Origin of the sequence: Campylobacter sp. W0014 (genome assembly GCF_020135975.1) — a bacterium.
GTDB lineage: Bacteria > Campylobacterota > Campylobacteria > Campylobacterales > Campylobacteraceae > Campylobacter_D.
Genome location: NZ_JACHTR010000008.1, coordinates 22,131 through 40,172, shown reverse-complemented (window position 1 = coordinate 40,172; position 18,042 = coordinate 22,131). Strand labels below are relative to the sequence as shown.

General features: G+C 30.9%; 13 protein-coding genes and 1 pseudogene. 6 read left to right on the top strand and 8 right to left on the bottom strand.

Annotated features, from left to right (window positions below):
- Position 1 precedes the first annotated feature (1 nt).
- Together H2277_RS04010 and queC are read right to left on the bottom strand one after the other, a co-directional pair.
- Positions 2 to 430 (bottom strand): GNAT family N-acetyltransferase, encoded by a 429-nt coding sequence (locus H2277_RS04010; RefSeq protein ID WP_337201082.1) that lies wholly within the window; start codon positions 428 to 430, stop codon positions 2 to 4.
- Complete coding sequence (gene queC / locus H2277_RS04005; RefSeq protein WP_337201081.1) at positions 423 to 1,103, bottom strand: 7-cyano-7-deazaguanine synthase QueC; 681 nt, start codon at positions 1,101 to 1,103, stop codon at positions 423 to 425. The genes H2277_RS04010 and queC overlap by 8 nt, the downstream gene beginning before the upstream one ends.
- Before the next feature lie 74 nt (positions 1,104 to 1,177).
- Here queC and H2277_RS04000 point away from each other — a divergent pair, with 74 nt between their 5' ends.
- The 4 genes and pseudogenes from H2277_RS04000 (at position 1,178) to H2277_RS03985 (ending at position 4,420) form a co-directional block, all read left to right on the top strand.
- Positions 1,178 to 2,404, top strand: coding sequence for an HD domain-containing protein (locus H2277_RS04000; RefSeq protein ID WP_337201080.1), 1,227 nt, complete (start codon positions 1,178 to 1,180; stop codon positions 2,402 to 2,404).
- Positions 2,405 to 2,477: 73 nt separating this feature from the next.
- Positions 2,478 to 2,997 (top strand): annotated as a pseudogene (locus tag H2277_RS03995) (YagU family protein).
- A 121-nt stretch (positions 2,998 to 3,118) separates the two neighbouring features.
- Entirely contained in the window at positions 3,119 to 3,766 is a 648-nt protein-coding gene (locus H2277_RS03990) for a ferritin family protein (protein ID WP_200281489.1), read from the top strand.
- Between the two features lie 75 nt (positions 3,767 to 3,841).
- Positions 3,842 to 4,420: a ribonuclease HII gene (locus tag H2277_RS03985; protein WP_337201079.1), complete on the top strand. Its 579-nt coding sequence runs from the start codon at positions 3,842 to 3,844 to the stop codon at positions 4,418 to 4,420.
- Between the two features lie 5 nt (positions 4,421 to 4,425).
- Here H2277_RS03985 and gltB read toward each other — a convergent pair whose 3' ends face one another.
- Positions 4,426 to 8,853, bottom strand: coding sequence for a glutamate synthase large subunit (gene gltB / locus H2277_RS03980; protein ID WP_337201078.1), 4,428 nt, complete (start codon positions 8,851 to 8,853; stop codon positions 4,426 to 4,428).
- 69 nt (positions 8,854 to 8,922) lie between these two features.
- Positions 8,923 to 10,224, bottom strand: a complete 1,302-nt coding sequence (locus tag H2277_RS03975) for a Na+/H+ antiporter NhaC family protein (protein ID WP_337201077.1) — start codon at positions 10,222 to 10,224, stop codon at positions 8,923 to 8,925.
- Between the two features lie 209 nt (positions 10,225 to 10,433).
- On the opposite strand from H2277_RS03975, the gene H2277_RS03970 reads away from it, so the two are divergent.
- Together H2277_RS03970 and H2277_RS03965 are read left to right on the top strand one after the other, a co-directional pair.
- Entirely contained in the window at positions 10,434 to 11,675 is a 1,242-nt protein-coding gene (locus H2277_RS03970; protein ID WP_137623879.1) for a sulfite oxidase, read from the top strand.
- Positions 11,676 to 11,677: 2 nt separating this feature from the next.
- Positions 11,678 to 12,016 carry a cytochrome C gene (locus H2277_RS03965; RefSeq protein ID WP_137623878.1) on the top strand — a complete coding sequence of 113 codons (339 nt, stop codon included), beginning with the start codon at positions 11,678 to 11,680 and terminating at the stop codon, positions 12,014 to 12,016.
- 47 nt (positions 12,017 to 12,063) lie between these two features.
- Here H2277_RS03965 and H2277_RS03960 read toward each other — a convergent pair whose 3' ends face one another.
- The 4 genes from H2277_RS03960 to dnaA form a co-directional block, all read right to left on the bottom strand.
- Positions 12,064 to 13,023: an HTH domain-containing protein gene (locus H2277_RS03960; protein WP_337201076.1), complete on the bottom strand. Its 960-nt coding sequence runs from the start codon at positions 13,021 to 13,023 to the stop codon at positions 12,064 to 12,066.
- 51 nt (positions 13,024 to 13,074) lie between these two features.
- The gene (gene gyrB, locus H2277_RS03955) at positions 13,075 to 15,387 is read right to left on the bottom strand and encodes a DNA topoisomerase (ATP-hydrolyzing) subunit B (protein ID WP_337201075.1); all 2,313 of its coding nucleotides are present in this window, start codon (positions 15,385 to 15,387) and stop codon (positions 13,075 to 13,077) included.
- A gap of 36 nt (positions 15,388 to 15,423) precedes the next feature.
- Positions 15,424 to 16,491 carry a DNA polymerase III subunit beta gene (gene dnaN / locus H2277_RS03950; protein ID WP_337201074.1) on the bottom strand — a complete coding sequence of 356 codons (1,068 nt, stop codon included), beginning with the start codon at positions 16,489 to 16,491 and terminating at the stop codon, positions 15,424 to 15,426.
- Between the two features lie 161 nt (positions 16,492 to 16,652).
- Positions 16,653 to 17,975 (bottom strand): chromosomal replication initiator protein DnaA, encoded by a 1,323-nt coding sequence (gene dnaA / locus H2277_RS03945; protein ID WP_337201073.1) that lies wholly within the window; start codon positions 17,973 to 17,975, stop codon positions 16,653 to 16,655.
- Between the last annotated feature and the right edge of the window lie 67 nt (positions 17,976 to 18,042).

Genomic DNA, 18,042 nt, shown 5'->3' with positions numbered 1-18,042 from the left:
ACTAGGACTTTTGCATTTTTAAAAGCTTAAATCCAAAATCATCTTGATATTCCTCTACAATCTGAAAGCCAAATTTTTGATAAAATTTTAAAGCTTTTTTATTGTCAAAATTAACTTCTACTTTATTTAACTTAAAATCCTGCATCGCCTTTTTTAAAAGTTGAGATCCAAAACCTCGATTAAAAAACAAAGGGTGTATAAAAAGCATTTGAATTTCTTCTTGATGAAAACCTAAAAAACCTGTCAATTCATCTTTTTCATAAGCAAATAAAAATTCTAATTTTTTAAAATCAAAATCCATTAAATATTTTTTAATAATTTTAAAATTCTTTTCATCTAAGAAATCATGACTTGCTTTAACACTTTCTTCCCAAAGCCCTAAAAGATTTTCTATTTGAGTTTTGCTTAATTCTTTATAGTGTCTAATCATTTTTATATTTAATCCTATCTTTTACTCCTGCTTTTTTAAAGCCTTTTAAACGAAGCAAACAGCTATCACATTCTCCACAAGCTTCATCATTGCTTTCATAACAAGACCAAGTAAGCTCCAAAGGCACATTTTCTTTTAAAGCTAACTCAACGATTTGCCCTTTGTTGAGATTTATAAGCGGGGTTTTTAAAGAGATTTTAAAATTTTTACTCGTTCCATTATTGATAAAACTCTCTGCTTTTTCTATAAATTCACAAGTACAATCAGGATAACCGCTGCCATCTTCTTCCACAACCCCTATAAAAATACTTTCACAATTTTCTTTTTCGGCTAAAGATCCTGCAATGCTTAAAAAAATTCCATTGCGAAAAGGAACGTAGGTTATAGGTGGAGTGTCGCTATTTAAAAGAAGTTCATTTTTAGGTATATTTAAATCCTTATTGGTTAAAGCATTTCCTCCTATAATTTTAATAAAACTTACATCCAAAATATAAGATTTTTCAACTTTTAAAGCTTGGCAAATTTTTTCAAAACATTCTCTTTCTTTTTCTTGAGTTCTTTGCTCATAATCAAAATGCAAAGCTACGATCTCATAACCTTCTTTTTTTGCCAAATAAGCACACAAAGTGCTGTCCATTCCACCACTGATTATGCAAAGTGCTTTTTTACTCATTTTTATCCTTAATTTGTTATAATTTTTGTAATTTTAACGAATTTTTTAATCTAAAATTATAAAAAGGCAATTTTATGATAAATATAAAACTCATAGAACATATTTTTAAAGCCGCTTCTATTAGTCGCTGGAATGATTATCCAAGAATGGCAAATTTAGTTGAGCTTGATAAGCAAGCGCATAAATTTATTATTGCTTATTTTATTGCCAAAATGGAAAAAGATGTGGATATGAAAATGATCATAGAAGGAGGTATTTTTGAATTTTTAAGTCGCGTTGTGGTTACTGATATACGCCCTGATGTTTATCATGAAATCGTACGTCAAAAAAAAGATGAGGTTAACGCTTGGGTTTTAAGTAAAATCGAGCCCATGATAGCAGATATTGAAGATGGGAATTTTCTTAAACGTTTTGAAAATTATCTTAATAATAATTCCTATGCTAAAGAAAGACTCATTTTAAAGGCCGCTTCTTATTTTGCTACTAGATGGGAATTTAATATCGTTTATCAAACCTCAGCTTTTTTAAATGATATTGATGATATTAAAAACAAAGTTGAAGAAGAATTGGAAGATTATTACGAGTTAATAGGAGCTAGAAAAATCGCTTTAAATCAAAAAATAGCGAAAATAATCGATCTTAGCGGGAGGTTACGCTTTCAAAAACGTTGGGCACAAACTCCAAGAATTCCAGAAACTGCAGTACTTGGACATATGCTAGTGGTTGCCATTTTGGGTTATTTTTATTCTTTAAAAATCAAAGCTTGTGATAAAAGATTGGAAAATAATTTTTATTGCGCTTTATTCCACGACTTGCCAGAAAGCCTTACAAGAGATATTATTAGTCCTGTTAAATATGGCATAGAAGGTCTTCATGAAATTATAAATGATTATGAAATGAAACTAATCAATGAAAAAATTCTTCCTTTTGTACCTGAAAATTTAAGAGCGGAATTTTCTTTTATATTAGGCATTAGAGAAGGAAGAGCTGGAGAACCTAATTTTGTAAAAAACGAATTTGAAAATCGCACCTATAAAAATAAAAAAATAGAACTTTGTAGCGGAAGCTTGAGTTCTTTTAATGAAAATGATTTTGGTGCAATTGATGGAAAAGCTTTAAAATACTGCGATAAACTCGCTGCTTTTATAGAAGCAGGACTTAGCATAAGTTATGGTGTTAAATCCAAAGAGCTTGAAGGTGGTTTTTTAGGAATGTATGAATTTTTCGAAAAAAACCGCACTATAGATGGAGTCAATTTTTTCGAAATATGTACAAAACTTAAAGAATACTTTAAAATTTAAAATAAATTTATTGACAAAATATATTGAATGCAGTAGAATGAAATTGTAATCAAAAATCTAAAAAGGAGGGACTATGAAAACTGATAGAAAATACACTCTAGCATTTTTTATAGGGATTTTAGCAGGTGTTTTTGGTGCAATTGTAAAATGGGGATGGGAAAGTGCCTTTTCCTCCACGAAATCCTAATGTATTTTGGCCAATAGATACATTAGAACGCGTAACTCCGCCTAAAATTTTTCTAGAGCAATTAGGATTGCCTACAGATTGGACTTATACATTTTCAGGTATGCAAATGCCTTTGTCAATTTTTATAGTCCATGTGGGATTTTCTATTGTATTTGCAATCACATATTGTATGATAGCAGAAAAATGGCATAAAATCACAATGTATCAAGGAGCTGTTTTTGGATTTTTTGTTTATCTTTTTGCCCATGTGATTGTTATGCCTTTAATTGCAGAAGTTCCACCGCTTTCAGAAATTCCTTTTGATGAACATTTATCTGAAATTTTTGGACACATAGTTTGGCTTTGGGGTATAGAAATCGTGCGTCGAGATATAAGAAATCGCATCACGAAAGAAGTTGAAATATAAAAGCATCTTTAACTAGATGCTTTGAATTTTCATCAAATATTTATAATTGATAAAAATTATCAATTGACAAAAATATTTTTTTATAATACAATACGCACTCATATTTAAATAAGGAGTCTAAATGAGACAATACGAAACTTATAAATGCTCAAAATGCGGCAATGAAGTCGAAATTCAAGTTGTAGGTGGAGGAAAACTTACCTGTTGTGGCGAAGAAATGCAATGCATTACAACAGATTTGACAGCTGTAAATCTCATGAAAGCTTTTGCGGGTGAATCTATGGCTAGAAACAAATACGACTTATTTGCTGATGTTGCAGAAGAAGAAGGATGGCATGCAGTTGCTAGACATTTTAGAGAAGCTGCCGAAAATGAAAAATGGCACGCAAGAGCTGAATTTAAAGCTTATCATGAAATCGTAGATGGCAAACCTTTAGAAGTGACAACAAAAAATCTTGTAACCGCAGCAGAAGGTGAAAATTACGAACATACAACTATGTATCCAAATTTTGCAAAAATTGCAGAAGATGAAGGTAAAAAAGCTATAGCAAGATTGTTTACTGCTATTGGAAAAGTAGAAATTGAACATGAAAGAGAATATCTAGCTCTTAAAAAAATGCTTGAAGAAGAAGAATTTTTTAATAGCGAAGAAGAAGATTTGTGGGTTTGCGAAGTTTGCGGACATATCCATCGTGGCAAAAAAGCTCCTGCTGCTTGTCCTTTATGTAAAGCTCCAAGAGAATATTTTAAAAGAGAATTTTTAGGTTAATTAAACAAGCCTTATATTAAGGCTTGTAAAACTCCTCATAAATACAATTTGATATAAATTTAGTAAAATATCTCTATGAAACTTTTATTTTCAAAAAATGAACTTTTACCTAGGTATGATGAAAATTTAATAGGCATAGATGAAGCAGGACGCGGAGCTTTAGCAGGTCCTATGATGATGGCAGCTTGCAAGCTTAATAAAAAAATAGACGGACTTTGCGATTCTAAAAAACTCAGCGAAAAAAAACGCGAAGAACTTTATGAGATTATCATACAAAATTCAAACTATCTCATCTTAGCTTTTTCATCTGAACAAATCGATACTCTAGGGCTTAGCACTTGTTTAAAAACAGGCTTGATGCTTATAAAAAGGCATTTTAAAATATATTCTCATTTTTTATACGATGGCAATACAAATTTTGGAATTAGTGGTATTAAAACTCTAGTTAAGGCAGACGCTAAAATTTTACAAGTAAGCGCAGCTAGCATACTTGCAAAAGTAAGTAAAGATAGAGTTATGAATTTTTTGGCTAAAGAATTCCCCTATTATGAATTTGAAAAAAATAAAGCCTATGGCACCAAAACTCATAGAGAATTAATAGCCAAATTTGGAACTTGCAAACTACATAGAAAAAGTTTTAAACTAACATTTTAGTTTATTTACTTTTGTGTAATTTTCAAAAAAGCTGCCAAATCTGGATCTTTTTCATGCTTACAAATTTCAAGAATTTTTAGCATTTTTTCATAATCCCTTGGCATAATCTTAAAAAAATCTTTCTTATCAAATTTATCTAGTACATCCTTAGCTTTTTTTGAATCAGTATAAAAAACATGTTTTTCTATCATCTTTTTTAATTCTTTTTCGTCTTTAGCGTTTAAATCTTTAATATCCACAAGCTCCGTATTAACATGAACTTCATTGTGCCTTCCTAGTATGTAAGCAACACCTCCACTCATTCCAGCTGCAAAATTAGCGCCCACATCACCAAGCACGACTACAAGCCCACCTGTCATATACTCACATCCATGAATTCCCATTCCTAAAACCACAGCTTTAGCTCCTGAATTTCTCACACAAAATCTCTCTCCAGCTATACCATCAAGATAAACTTCGCCTTCAGTTGCACCATACAAACAAGCATTTCCAGCGATGATATTTTCCTCAGGTGAAAAAGTCGCCTCATCTGAAATTTTAGCAATGATTTTTCCACCGCTTAAGCCTTTACCTAAATAATCATTGCTATCTCCGATAATCTCAAGCTTGATCCCTTTGATCAAAAAAGCCCCAAAACTATTTCCAGCATTTCCTATAGCTTTAATATGAATATTATCTTCCATTAAAGCATCTTTTCCATAAGTTTTTAAAATTTCACTTGAGAGCATAGTAGCAAAAGTCCTGCTTTGATTGCCCACTTCTAAAGAAAGTTTGATCGGTTCTTTTATAGCATTTTTACAAAGTGGGAGTAAAATTCTATAATCAATCGTTTTTTCAAGTTTATTATCTTTATAATCTTTAAAATGCACTGCGGTTTTATTGTAAGTGGATAAAGATTTTAAAATTTTATCTAAATTAATTTTTCCTGCTTTAGCTTGCGCGCTTTTTTGATGAAGTTTATCCACACGACCTATCATATCATCTAAGCGTTTAAAACCTAATTTAGCCATGTATTCTCTTAATTCTTCGGCTATAAAATACATAAAATTAACAACCTCATCTATCTTACCTTTAAAGTTTTTTCTAAGCTTTGCATCTTGAGTAGCGATTCCAACTGGACAAGTATTAAGATGACAAACCTTATTCATACTACAACCCATTACAATCATAACTACTGTTGCAAAGCCAAATTCTTCAGCTCCTAAAAGCGCTGCTATGGCTAAATCTCTTCCGGTCATAAGTTTGCCATCAACTGCTAATTTTATTCTATCTCTAAGTTTATTTAAAATAAGGGTTTGGTGTGCCTCAGCAAGCCCTAATTCCCAAGGAATTCCAGCATGCGAAATTGAAGTTCTAGTGCTTGCTCCTGTTCCTCCATCATAACCTGAAATTAAAATAGAATTAGCTCCTGATTTTGCAACACCTGCAGCAACGGTTCCTATACCATTTGCACTGACGAGTTTGACTGAAATTTTCGCGTCTTTATTTGCATTTTTTAAATCATAAATAAGCTGAGCCAAATCTTCAATAGAATAAATATCATGGTGTGGTGGCGGAGAAATAAGCGTAACAGCTGGAGTAGAATGTCTAGCTTTTGCGATCCAAGGATAAACCTTAAAACCTAACAATTGCCCTCCTTCTCCAGGTTTTGCACCTTGGGCAACTTTAATTTGAATTTCTTTTGCATGGATTAAATAATTTAAATCCACTCCAAAACGGCCACTTGCAACTTGTTTTATAGCGGAATTTTTATCGCTTTCATAACGTTCTTCATCTTCTCCACCCTCACCTGAATTTGACTTTGCGCCTATTTTATTCATCGCCATAGCCAAACACTCATGAGCTTCTTTAGAAATTGATCCATAGCTTATTGCACCGGTTCTAAAACGTTTTACTATGCTTTCTACACTTTCTACTTTATCGATGCTGATAGCTTCATTAAAATCAAATTCCATTAAAGAACGCAATGTTACTTGTTTTTCATCAACCAAAGAAGAATATTTTTTAAAAATTTTATAATCATTATTTTGACACGCTTTTTGAAGATTAAAAACAATCATAGGATCAATTAAATGCTCCTCTTTAAAAGTTTGCTCATTGAAAGCATTTTTATAAAAATGAAGAAATTCTTTTTCAAAATCATGCAAACTAATACCCTCTATACGAGAGATGGTAGAGCCAAAATATTTATCAATCATTTTAGAATTTAATCCCAAGCATTCAAAAAGTGCCGATCCATTATAACTTTGCAAAGTAGAAACACCCATTTTAGAGGCGATTTTTACTATACCATTTGAACTTGCATGGATAAAATTTTCCACCGCTTTTTCATAACTTAAATCAAGTTCTTTATCTTGAATGAGTTTATAAATACTTTCATAGACCAAATAAGGATTAATCACAGTAGCACCATAACCCAAAAGACAAGCAAAATGATGAATTTCTCTAGGTTCTGCACTTTCTATAATGATACTTGTATGGGTTCTTAAATTTTTTCTCACTAAATAATTATGCACCCCAGAAACCGCAAGTAAAGCAGGGATATAAGCATTATTTTCATCGGCTCCTTTATCGCTTAAAATCACGATAGAAGTTCCTTTTTTTATCTCTTTTTCTATTTCTATAAAAAGATTATCCAAAGCTTTTTCTAAATTCATCTTAGAATAATCATAAAGTATGGAAAATTCTTTCACCTTAAAATTTTTCAAAGATTTAATTTTAAATAATTCTTCATTACTGATAATTGGTAAAGAAATTTTCACGCGCTTAGCATTCTTTTCATCAGGCTTTAACAAATTTCCTTCGCAACCTAAATAAATTCTTGTAGAGGTTACAATTTCTTCTCGTATATAATCAAGTGGAGGATTAGTCACTTGCGCACAAAGCTGTTTAAAATAATTATATAAAGGTTGATAGTTTTTAGATAAAACGGCTAAAGGTGTATCAACTCCAGTAGAAATAATCTCTTCTTTAGCATTTTGCGCCATAGTCTTAATACTAAATTTGGTTTCATCCCAACCAAAAATTTTTTGAAGTTTAAAAATTTCATCTTGCTTTAAAAATTTATGCTCATAAACTCCACCATCTTGTTTTTCAAGATCGATCAAATTTGTAAGCCATTTTTGATAAGGTTTAGCATTGGCATAATGTTCTTTAATTTCATGATCAGTTACTACTCTACCCCTTGCAGTATCGACAAGTAAAAGTTTTCCTGGCTCTAAACGTTTTTTAGCTTTGATATTTTGTTCATCGATTTTTAGAGCCCCTGTCTCACTAGAAAGTATCAACATATCATCTTTTGTAAGGTAATACCTTGAAGGACGAAAACCATTTCTATCTAAACTCGCCCCCATAATCACACCATCTGTAAAAACTATGGCTGCAGGACCGTCCCAAGGCTCCATCAATAAAGAATGATACTCATAAAATGCACGTTTATGACTTTGCATATTTTCATTTTTATGCCAAGGTTCAGGTACCATCATCATAAAAGCTTCTTCTAAAGTTCTACCATTTAAAGCCAAAAATTCTAAAGTATTATCAAACATAGCAGAATCACTGCTTTCTTTAGCAATGATTGGAAAAATTTCATCCAAATTTTCAAAATAATCACTTTGCATCAAATCTTGTCTTGATCTGATGCCATCAACATTACCTCGTATAGTATTGATCTCACCATTATGCACCATATAACGATTTGGATGTGCTCTTTCCCAGCTTGGAAAAGTATTGGTAGAAAAACGAGAATGCACTAAAGCTATGGCTGATTTCATATTGACATCTTTAAAATCAAGATAAAAATCACTCAATTGTGTAGAAAGTAACATTCCTTTATAAACAATAGTCCTAGAAGAAAAGCTTGAAAAATAAAATTTAGGTACATGTAAAGCCCTTTTTTCTATAAGACGACGACAACTATAAAGCACTCTTTCAAATTCAATTCCTGCATTGATTTCATCAGGCTTTTTGACAAAGGCTTGTAAAAAATAAGGCATAGCCCTTAAAGCACTCTCTCCTATATCGCTAGGATTAAAAGGAACCTCTCTAAAACCTAAAAATTCAAGATTTTTATCTTTTAAACCTTGTAAAAATATAGCCTTAGCTTCCTCTTTAGCCTCTAAATTAGGTGACAAAAACATTTGTGCAACGGCATAATCACCTTTTTTTGGAAGCTTAAAGCCTAATTCTTGAGTTTTAAAAAAATCGTGTGGAATTTGGATTAAAATTCCAGCTCCATCTCCTGAATTTTCTTCAGCTCCAAAACCTCCCCTATGCTCAAGATTCATCAAAATTTCTAAAGCATTACAAATAACTTTATAAGAAGCAATGCCACGTATATTAGCTACAGCAGCAATCCCACAAGCATCATGCTCATTTTTAGAATCATAAAGTCCTATGCTTTGATTTTTTTCTAAAATATCCTCTAAATTCATTTTTACTCCTTATAAATTGATTTCACTATTTATAAGGATTATAACATAAATAAAAATACAAACTAGACACTATAAAAACATAGCAATAATACTTCCTAAAATCAACAAAGGGCCGTTATAAAAAATAAAAGTTGGTATACAAGTATCCTTAATATGATCGTGCTGTTTGTCAGCGTTTAAACCCACAGTTGTTCCCATTGTGGTTTCACTAGCAGGACTTCCAGCATCTCCTAAGGCTCCAGCTACCCCTAAAATAAAAATCGTCAAAGGGATACTAAAACCAAGCTCTATACAAATAGGACAAAAAAGCGTAGCAATGATAGGAATCGTTCCAAAAGAAGTTCCTATGCCCATAGTTACGACAAGTCCGATTAAAAGCATTAAAAAAATGGCTAAAAATTTGCTTTGTTTTATCCATGGAATCACAAAATTAACAAGTTCTTGCACCGCTCCACCATGTCTTAAAACTTCTCCATAACCCGCCGCTACAAGAATAACGAAGGCGATAAATCCCATTGTCTTAAGCCCATTATCAAAAATCTCATTAACATTGCTATACTTTACCCCGCCTAAAACAACCATTAAAATAAAGCCTAAAAGTCCTGATAAAGGCAAGTTCATAGTGATAATTTGTAAAATTAAAGTTAAAATCAATCCGGCTAAAACACCCCATTCTTTACGCGTCATTTGCAAATTTTCTAAGTCGATTTTAGCTAATTCTATTTCTTTATATTCCTTTGGTTTGCGATAAAAAACAAAAATCGCTAAAAAAAGCCCAGTAATCATGCAAATAGCTGCAAAATACATCGTATGAGTAACATCATTTAAAGTTACATTAACGCCGTTTTTTACAAGATTATCTTTTAAAAGATCTTGGAAAGTCAAACCAAATCCGACAGGCAAAACCATATAAGGAGTTGTAAGACCAAAAGTTAATGCACAAGCAACTGCTCTACGATCTATCTTTAAGCGATTAAACAAACTTAAAAGTGGGGGTATAAGCAAAGGAATAAAAGCCACGTGAATAGGGATTAAATTCTGAGAAAAACAAGAAATTATAGCAATAGATAAAATCAATAAATATTTTTTATGAGAAATGAAATGACTTACTATTTTAATCAAATATGCTGTTAAGTGAGTGCGAGAAATGGCTGCAGCGATCGCGCCCAAAATAACATAACTTAAAGCCGTTTTTAAATTGCCTTGCATACCATCAATCAAAACGTCCATACTCTCTGTTAATGGCATATGATCTAGCATTCCTGCTACAAGTGCTGAAATTAAAAGACTTAAAAGCACATTGAAACGAAACAAACAAAGTAAGCTCATCAATAAAACGCTTACTATAACTGGATTTGTAAGTAAAGTCAATTTTTTTCCTTCATTATTAAATTTTTGATTTTATAAAAAATCATAGAGATATTATTTTATTATAAAATACTTATTTTTAAATCATTTTTTTTACATTATTATTTTAAAATAATAATTTTTTTTAATTAAAAACATTAATATTATAAATTATTTAGATTATTTAAATTATACTAAAATTATCGTATTAAAAAAATCAAAAGGAAGTTACAATGAAAAAAACTGATCACAATGAAGAAAATAGAAGAGATTTTCTAAAAAATTTAGGAGTTAGTTTGCTTGGTATAAGCGTATTGTCTAGCTTTTCTTTTAAAAATTTTTTAGGCAGTAAAGCTTTAGCAAAAGAATTACCAAATTTTAAATTAGAAGGAAAAAAAGATTTGATCTATCATGGTGATAGACCAATGACTGCAGAAACAGAAATTTATGCTCTTGATAGCGACTTTACAAAACCTGAAAATTTCTTTGTTAGAAATAACGGTGTTCCACCAACTCTAGAAACCATCAAAGCAAGATTAAAAAAAGGTTGGACTTTAGAAATCGGTGGCGAAAGTGTTGTGAATTCTAAAACTTATACTTTAGATGAATTAAAAAAGAAATTTAAAACTTATACTTATGCCTTAACTGTTGAATGTGGCGGAAACGGAAGAGCAGAAGTTTTACCTAGCACTAAAGGAACTCAATGGGGTTATGGTGCTGTGGCTTGTGGTAGATGGACTGGAGTAAGATTAAAAGATATTTTAGAAGATTGTGGTCTTAAAAAAGACGCTGTTTATATTGGATATTATGGAATAGACACTAAATTAAATGGTGAAGAAAGCGCTCCTATTAGTCGTGGTGTTCCTATTTCTAAAGCTTTACAAGATGAAACCTTAGTCGCTTGGGCTTATGAGGGAAAAGACATCCCACTATACAATGGTTATCCTTTACGTTTAGTTTGTGGAGGTTATCCTGCAAGCACAAGTGGAAAATGGCTAAGCAAAATCGTTGTAAGAAATAAAGTTCATGATGGTGAAAAAATGGAAGGATCTTATAGAGTTCCTGTAACTCCGGTTAAGCCAGGTGATTTTAGCTACAAAGGCGAAACAAAAATCATAGAATCAATGCCAGTAAGATCTGTAATCACCAATGTAAAAAACGGCACTCAAGTAAAAGTCAATAAAAAATTTGAAGTTAGAGGAAAAGCTTGGGCGGGAGAATTGTTTGTAAAAGATGTTTTTGTAAGTTGTGATTATGGTGTAACTTGGATTAAGGCTAAAGTAGAAAAACCACTTAATCGTTTAGCATGGCAAAAATGGAGTGCTGAAGTTTCCATCCCAACAAAAGGATATTATGAAATTTGGGCTAGAGCAGTCGATAGTGAAAATAAAAGCCAACCTATGGTTTTAGCACAATGGAATCCAGGCGGTTATTTAAATAATGCTTGCCATAGAGTGAATGTATATGGAGTTTGATCATGTTTAAAAAAATTTTATTTTTACTCACTTTAAGCTTGAGTTTTTCCCTTGCTCAAGATTATAAAGTCAATCCAGAAACAGGTTTGATCATCGATCCTGTTTCACCTTTAGTGGAAGCTAATTGTCTTGCTTGTCATAATTCAGGACTCATTACAAATATGCACGCGAACAAACAAGCTTGGTTAGCTGCTATTAGATGGATGCAAGCAGAAGAAGGCTTATGGGAAATTCCAGCTGAAGATGAAGAAAAGATTTTAAATTATCTTGAAAAATACTACGGAGAACAATACAACACTAGAAGAAGAGTTCCTTTGGCTGTTCTTTTAGAAAATAAATAATTTTAATTTTATCAAAAAAAGTAAATTTCTTTTTTTGATAAAAATCTTTAAATGATTTTTTTATCTTTCAAATATTTTTGCATTTTTTCATCATTATAAATTTCATCATAAAATTTATATCCTATTCTTTCAATATCTGATATATTAATATCCTTGTTTAGGTTTTGTATAAATTCATTAAAATCTTTATTTTTATTTACCAACAAATCTAAAGTAATAAGATCTAAATTTGATTTTTCCCTAGCCTTAATGATCACTTTAGAATCGTTAATATCTCTAACATCAAGCTTGATAAAACCGATTCCAAAAGCATTGTTTAATCTCCAAAGCTCATTCATAATCTCATCATCAAATTCCAAAGCAACCAAATAACCTTCATTGGCCCAGCTAGAATTACTCACGGCTTGAAAATAACTTTGTCTTAAATTTGAAAAATCAAGTTTTATTTTAAGCTCAAAACTATAAATTTTGTAAGAAATTTGATTTAAATTCCTGCAAAGTTTAAAAGTTTCATCTTCATAATCTTTGAAAGGAAAATGCACACCTACTATATCAGGATGAATCCATTCATTTTCACCACTTTTTCCTTTATGAGACTTTTCATGAAAAATAGTCTTAGAATAAAGATTAAAATCAGGACTTTCAAATAAAAACTTGACCACTAAAGGATGTAAATCTCTTTCTCTAAATTTACTTTCTTCTTTTTGAATTTCTATATTTTTTGATTTTGCAAGATTGAGTTCATTTTCTCTTTCTTTTAGCCAAAATTTCGTTGGATTTTTAGAAACAACTAAAAATAAAGAGTCTTTGCCGTTTAAATTAACATAAATTTTAGCAGCTAAACTTGCAACAGGAGTTTTAGTTAAAGTTCCATTTTGGTAACTTTGGAGTTTTTTATCAAAATTTTTATTTAAAGCGTATTGCCAAATTTCATTCGCACTTAAAGGAATTTCACTCTCTTTTAAAACTTCTATAATCAAATCTAAAAAACTATATTTTTTCATCAAATTATCTTTAAATTATTTTAAAATAAAGAAGAAAAAATCTTCTTTATTTATTCACACATCCAAATGCTTCACATCCTTAGCGTGCGCTTGGATATAATCGCGTCTTGGCTCTACCTCATCACCCATGAAAAGATTAAAGGTATCATTAGCGCTTTGTGCGTCTTCTATGGTGATTTTAAGAAGTCTTCTTATGCTTGGATCCATAGTCGTTTCCCAAAGTTGTTCAGGATTCATCTCACCTAAACCTTTATAACGTTGGATATAAGCTCCTTTTTTAGCATTTTTCTCAACTTCATCTAAAATTTCTAAGATATCTTTTTCAAAAGTTAAATCGCGTTCTTTGATTTTACTAAAGATATAATTTGCTTCTTCATAAAGTGGATGTGCAAATAAATCATCATTGATGATTAGCTCTTCTAAACCATTTTCAGTTTGTATATACATACGAATTTCATTTTCATTAATGTAATGATTTAAGATATTGTGGCCTTGTTTATCTAAAAATGCTTTGATGATTTTAAAAAGTTCTTCATTGTTTTCTTTGATAAAATCAGGATTTTCTATAAGATAACGGATCACAGAAATCACATTAAAACGTTTTTTTAGATCATTTAAAACCGATCTATAAGCGGCAACGATTTTTAAAAAGTCTTTAAGATCATTTAATCCTATACCTTCATAATTAGAACTTTCAATTCCTGTCTCGATCAAATAATCATTTAAAGCTTTCTCATCTTTAAGATAAATTTCTTTTTTTTGCCCTTTTTTATAACGATAAAGTGGTGGTTGAGCAAGATAAATATGTCCATTAGCCACAAGTTCATTCATAAAACGGAAGAAGAAGGTTAAAAGCAAGGTTTGTATGTGTGATCCATCCACATCCGCATCCGTCATAATGATGATCTTATGATATCTTAATTTTGAAATGTCAAAATCATCACCTATACCACAACCAAAAGCAGTGATCATATTTTGGATTTGTTCTGATTTTAAAATTTTATCCAGTCTTGCTTTTTCAACATTAAGAATTTTACCACGCAAAGGCAAGATCGCTTGAAAAGATCTTTCGCGTCCTTGTTTTGCAGAACCACCCGCAGAGTCACCCTCAACAAGATAAATTTCACTTTCACTTGGATCCTTACTTTGACAATCAGCCAATTTTCCTGGCAAAGTTCCAACGCTTAGACTTTCTTTTTTACGGGTTAATTCTCTAGCTTTTTTAGCCGCTTCTCTACCACGTGCAGCCATTAAAGCTTTATTCATAATGGCTTTTGCTTCGATAGGATTTTCTTCAAAATATTTAGTCAAATATTCAAAACTAGCTTTTGAAACAATAGGACGCACATAAGAAGATCCTAATTTTCCTTTAGTTTGTCCTTCAAATTGCGGTTCAGGTACCTTCACACTTACAACAGCTATAAGGCCTTCCCTTACATCTTCACCGGTGATTTTATTATCCTTTTCTCTAGCATTAGCATTAGCTTCGATGTAATTGCTGATCACACGAGTTAAACCCATCCTAAAACCGGCTTCATGAGTTCCGCCATCTGGAGTTTTGATATTATTGACAAAAGAGAGTAAATTTTCACTATAAGTATCATTATAAAGTAAAGCAACTTCTACATTAACATCTTCTTCATCTACGCTAAAGAAAATCGGTTTTGTTAAAGCTTCTTTTTTATTCATATCGCTTACAAATTGTGAAATTCCACCTTCAAAATGAAAACTTTCACTTTTTCCTACACGATTATCTTTAAAATTAATCGTAATTTTTGGATTTAAATACGCAAGTTCTCTAAATCTTTTTGCCAAAATTTCATAATCAAATTCAGTTACTTCAAAAATGGTATTATCAGGCCAAAATTCAATTGTCGTTCCTGTTTTTTTACTTTTTCCTATGACGCCAAATTCGCTTGTCACTTTACCTTCTGAAAATTCTTGACGATAAATTTCTCCATTTCTTTCAACTGTAGCTACAAGTTTTTTAGAAAGGGCATTGACAACAGAAACCCCAACTCCGTGCAAACCACCTGAAACTTTATAGGTATCTTTATCGAATTTACCTCCTGCGTGAAGAACGGTTAAAACAACAGTTAAAGTAGGCATATTTTCCGTTGGATGCATATCTACAGGGATACCACGTCCATTATCACTTACGATACAGCTTCCTTCAGTGGTAATTTCTACATCGATAGTATCGCAATGTCCAGCCATAGCTTCATCGATAGAATTATCCACTACTTCATAAATCATATGATGAAGTCCGCCTATATTAGTATCTCCTATATACATACCAGGGCGTTTTCTAACAGCTTCTAAGCCTTTTAAAACTTTAATATTACTTCCGCCGTAATTTTCTTGCATATCTTTCCTTTTTTATCTAACTTTTTAAAAAATTTCTTACAAAATCATAGGCATAATGATCATAGATAAACCTTGAGATTTAACTACGAAAGCTAGATTAGATTCATTAACATTTAAATTGAATTTTTCTTCTTCTATAGACATTAGAAAATCAAGTAAATATTTTATTTTTATAGTTAAAGTGAATTCTTCATTTACACCTGTTTGAATTTCAAGTTCAGTTTTTGCTTCCATATTGTCTAAGCTGATACCTTCAAAGATGATTTTATCTTTATTGAAATGAAGTTTCATTTTTTCAGTTACGACACTGATTTTTTTAAGACTATCTATAAAATCTTCAGTTGAAAATTCAAGAGTTTGTTTGAATTCTTTTGGAATGACTTTTTCATAATCTGGGAATTTATCGTTGATAAGTTTAGTAAAGAATTCAAAATTATCATTTTTAGCGATAAGCATATTTTGATCATAATAAATTTCTATTTTTTCATAGAAAAGTTTTTGCATTTCCATAATAGCTTTTTTAGGAATGCTTATAGAAAATTCTTGAGGATTAGTTTTATCAAGAGTATAAACAGCAAGGCGTCTAGTATCAGTTCCAACGAAATTGATTTTATCAGTTTTGATATCTAAAAAAGCACCATTTAAAGAATATTTTGGATTATTAGTATCGATGCTTGGTAATATTTTTTTAAGAGAACGACTCAAATCACTTGAATCAATATCAAATTGATTTTTCCCTTCTGTTTTTGGAAAATCTGGAAAATCTTCATAATTAAACATAGGCAATTTATATTTTGTTCTTTTTTGTCTTATAAACAAGAAATTATCAATAGTTTCTAAGATAACTTCTTCATTGTTTAAACTTTTAACAACATCAGCTATATTTTTTGCATTTGCAGTTGCAAAACCACTGCTTTCAACGCGAATTTTTCTTATTTTATAATTAATTCCTATTTCAAAATCACTCGCTTTGATGATGAGTTTATCTTCTTCAGCTTGAAAAAGTAAGTGTGAAGTGATGGTGCTAGAGTCTTTTTTTTCAACGTAAGCATTACATAAAAGTATAGCTGACTCAAGTGTATTTTTGTTAATACTGAGTTTCATTTTTTCTCCTTGCTTATATTTAATTTTAAATTCGTCGTAATAATAGGGCTGTTGAAATTGTGAAATTTTTCAGCAAAAAATCATTAAATTTGTATTTTATCATACTTTGCTTAATTCTATTTTTTTCACATACCCTTTTTATTTTTTTCACCTTTTTTCACTTAAATTTGACTTTTGGCTAAGACTTTATTTTTTAATTCTTCTATTTTGATTTTTGTTTCGCTATTTTCTTCCATCAATTCTTTGATTTTTTTCACATTATGTGAAATAGCCGTATGATCTTTCATCACGAAAAAATTGGCTAATTGTGAAAAAGTAAGGCTAGTAAGTTCCCTTGCTAGGTAGATCGCAACGCGTCTAGCTGTGACTACATTTTGTTTTTTATTGTTTGATTTCACATCGCTTGGCTTGATGTTAAATTCTTTACAAACTAAGGCTAAGATATCTTCTATACTGATATTTTCTTTTTTTTCTTTGATATGATCTTTCATAACACTTTTTGCAAGTTCAAGCGTGATTTCTTGTCCGACTATATTTGCATAAGCGTTTAAGCTGATGATGATCCCTTCAATTTCTCTTATATTATCCCCTAAAGAAGTAGCGATGTAATTTATGATGTCATTAGAAAGATTGATATCATTAAATTCACATTTTTTTCTTATGATAGCGATTTTAGTATCAAGTTGAGGTGGAGTGATATCAGCGATGATCCCATGTGCAAAACGGCTTTTTAAGCGTTCTGTGATGCCTTTTAACATATTGGGTGGATTATCTGAAGTCATGATAATTTGACCATTGTTATTTTTGATTTCATTAAATATAAAGAAAAATTCTTCTTGAATTTTATCTGTTTTGCCTAAAAATTGCACATCATCTATGAGTAAAACATCGCAATTTCTATATTTTTCATGAAATTTATCTAAAGAGCCATTTTTTAAATTTGAAGTGAATTCATTGACAAAATTTTCACTCGTTGCATAGATCACTTTTTTACCCATTTCCAAACTTGCATTGCCCACAGCCTGAAGTAAGTGAGTTTTTCCAAGTCCTGTTGGCCCATAGATAAATATAGGATTATAAAGTTTGCCGAGTTTATCTTTATGAGTGATGGCCTTACAAGCTCCATAAGCGTATTTATTAGAATCCCCAACCACAAAACTTTCAAAAGTAAAAGAAGGATTTAAAATCGTACTTTGCTCTTTAGTGTTTGCGATATCGATTTTAGTTGTATTTTTACTATGTTTTTGATTTTGGGCTTGAATTTTGATATTGGCTTTTATCCCGCTTTGCACTTCGTAAAAATGTGAAATTTGATGGGCGTATTTTGTTTGTATGAATTTAGCGATAAGTTCATTTGGTGCGTTAAAAACTAAAAGATCAGCTTTGCTTAGTTTTTCATTGAATTTTAAGATCGATATATAATTTTCGTATTCGTTTTCGCTTAATTCTTTTTTTAAAGCTAGGAGTATCTCGCTTGGGTTCATAATCTCTCTTTTAGAATTTTTAATTGTATAAATTTTATCTTAAATTTTATAAAAAAAGGTTAAAATC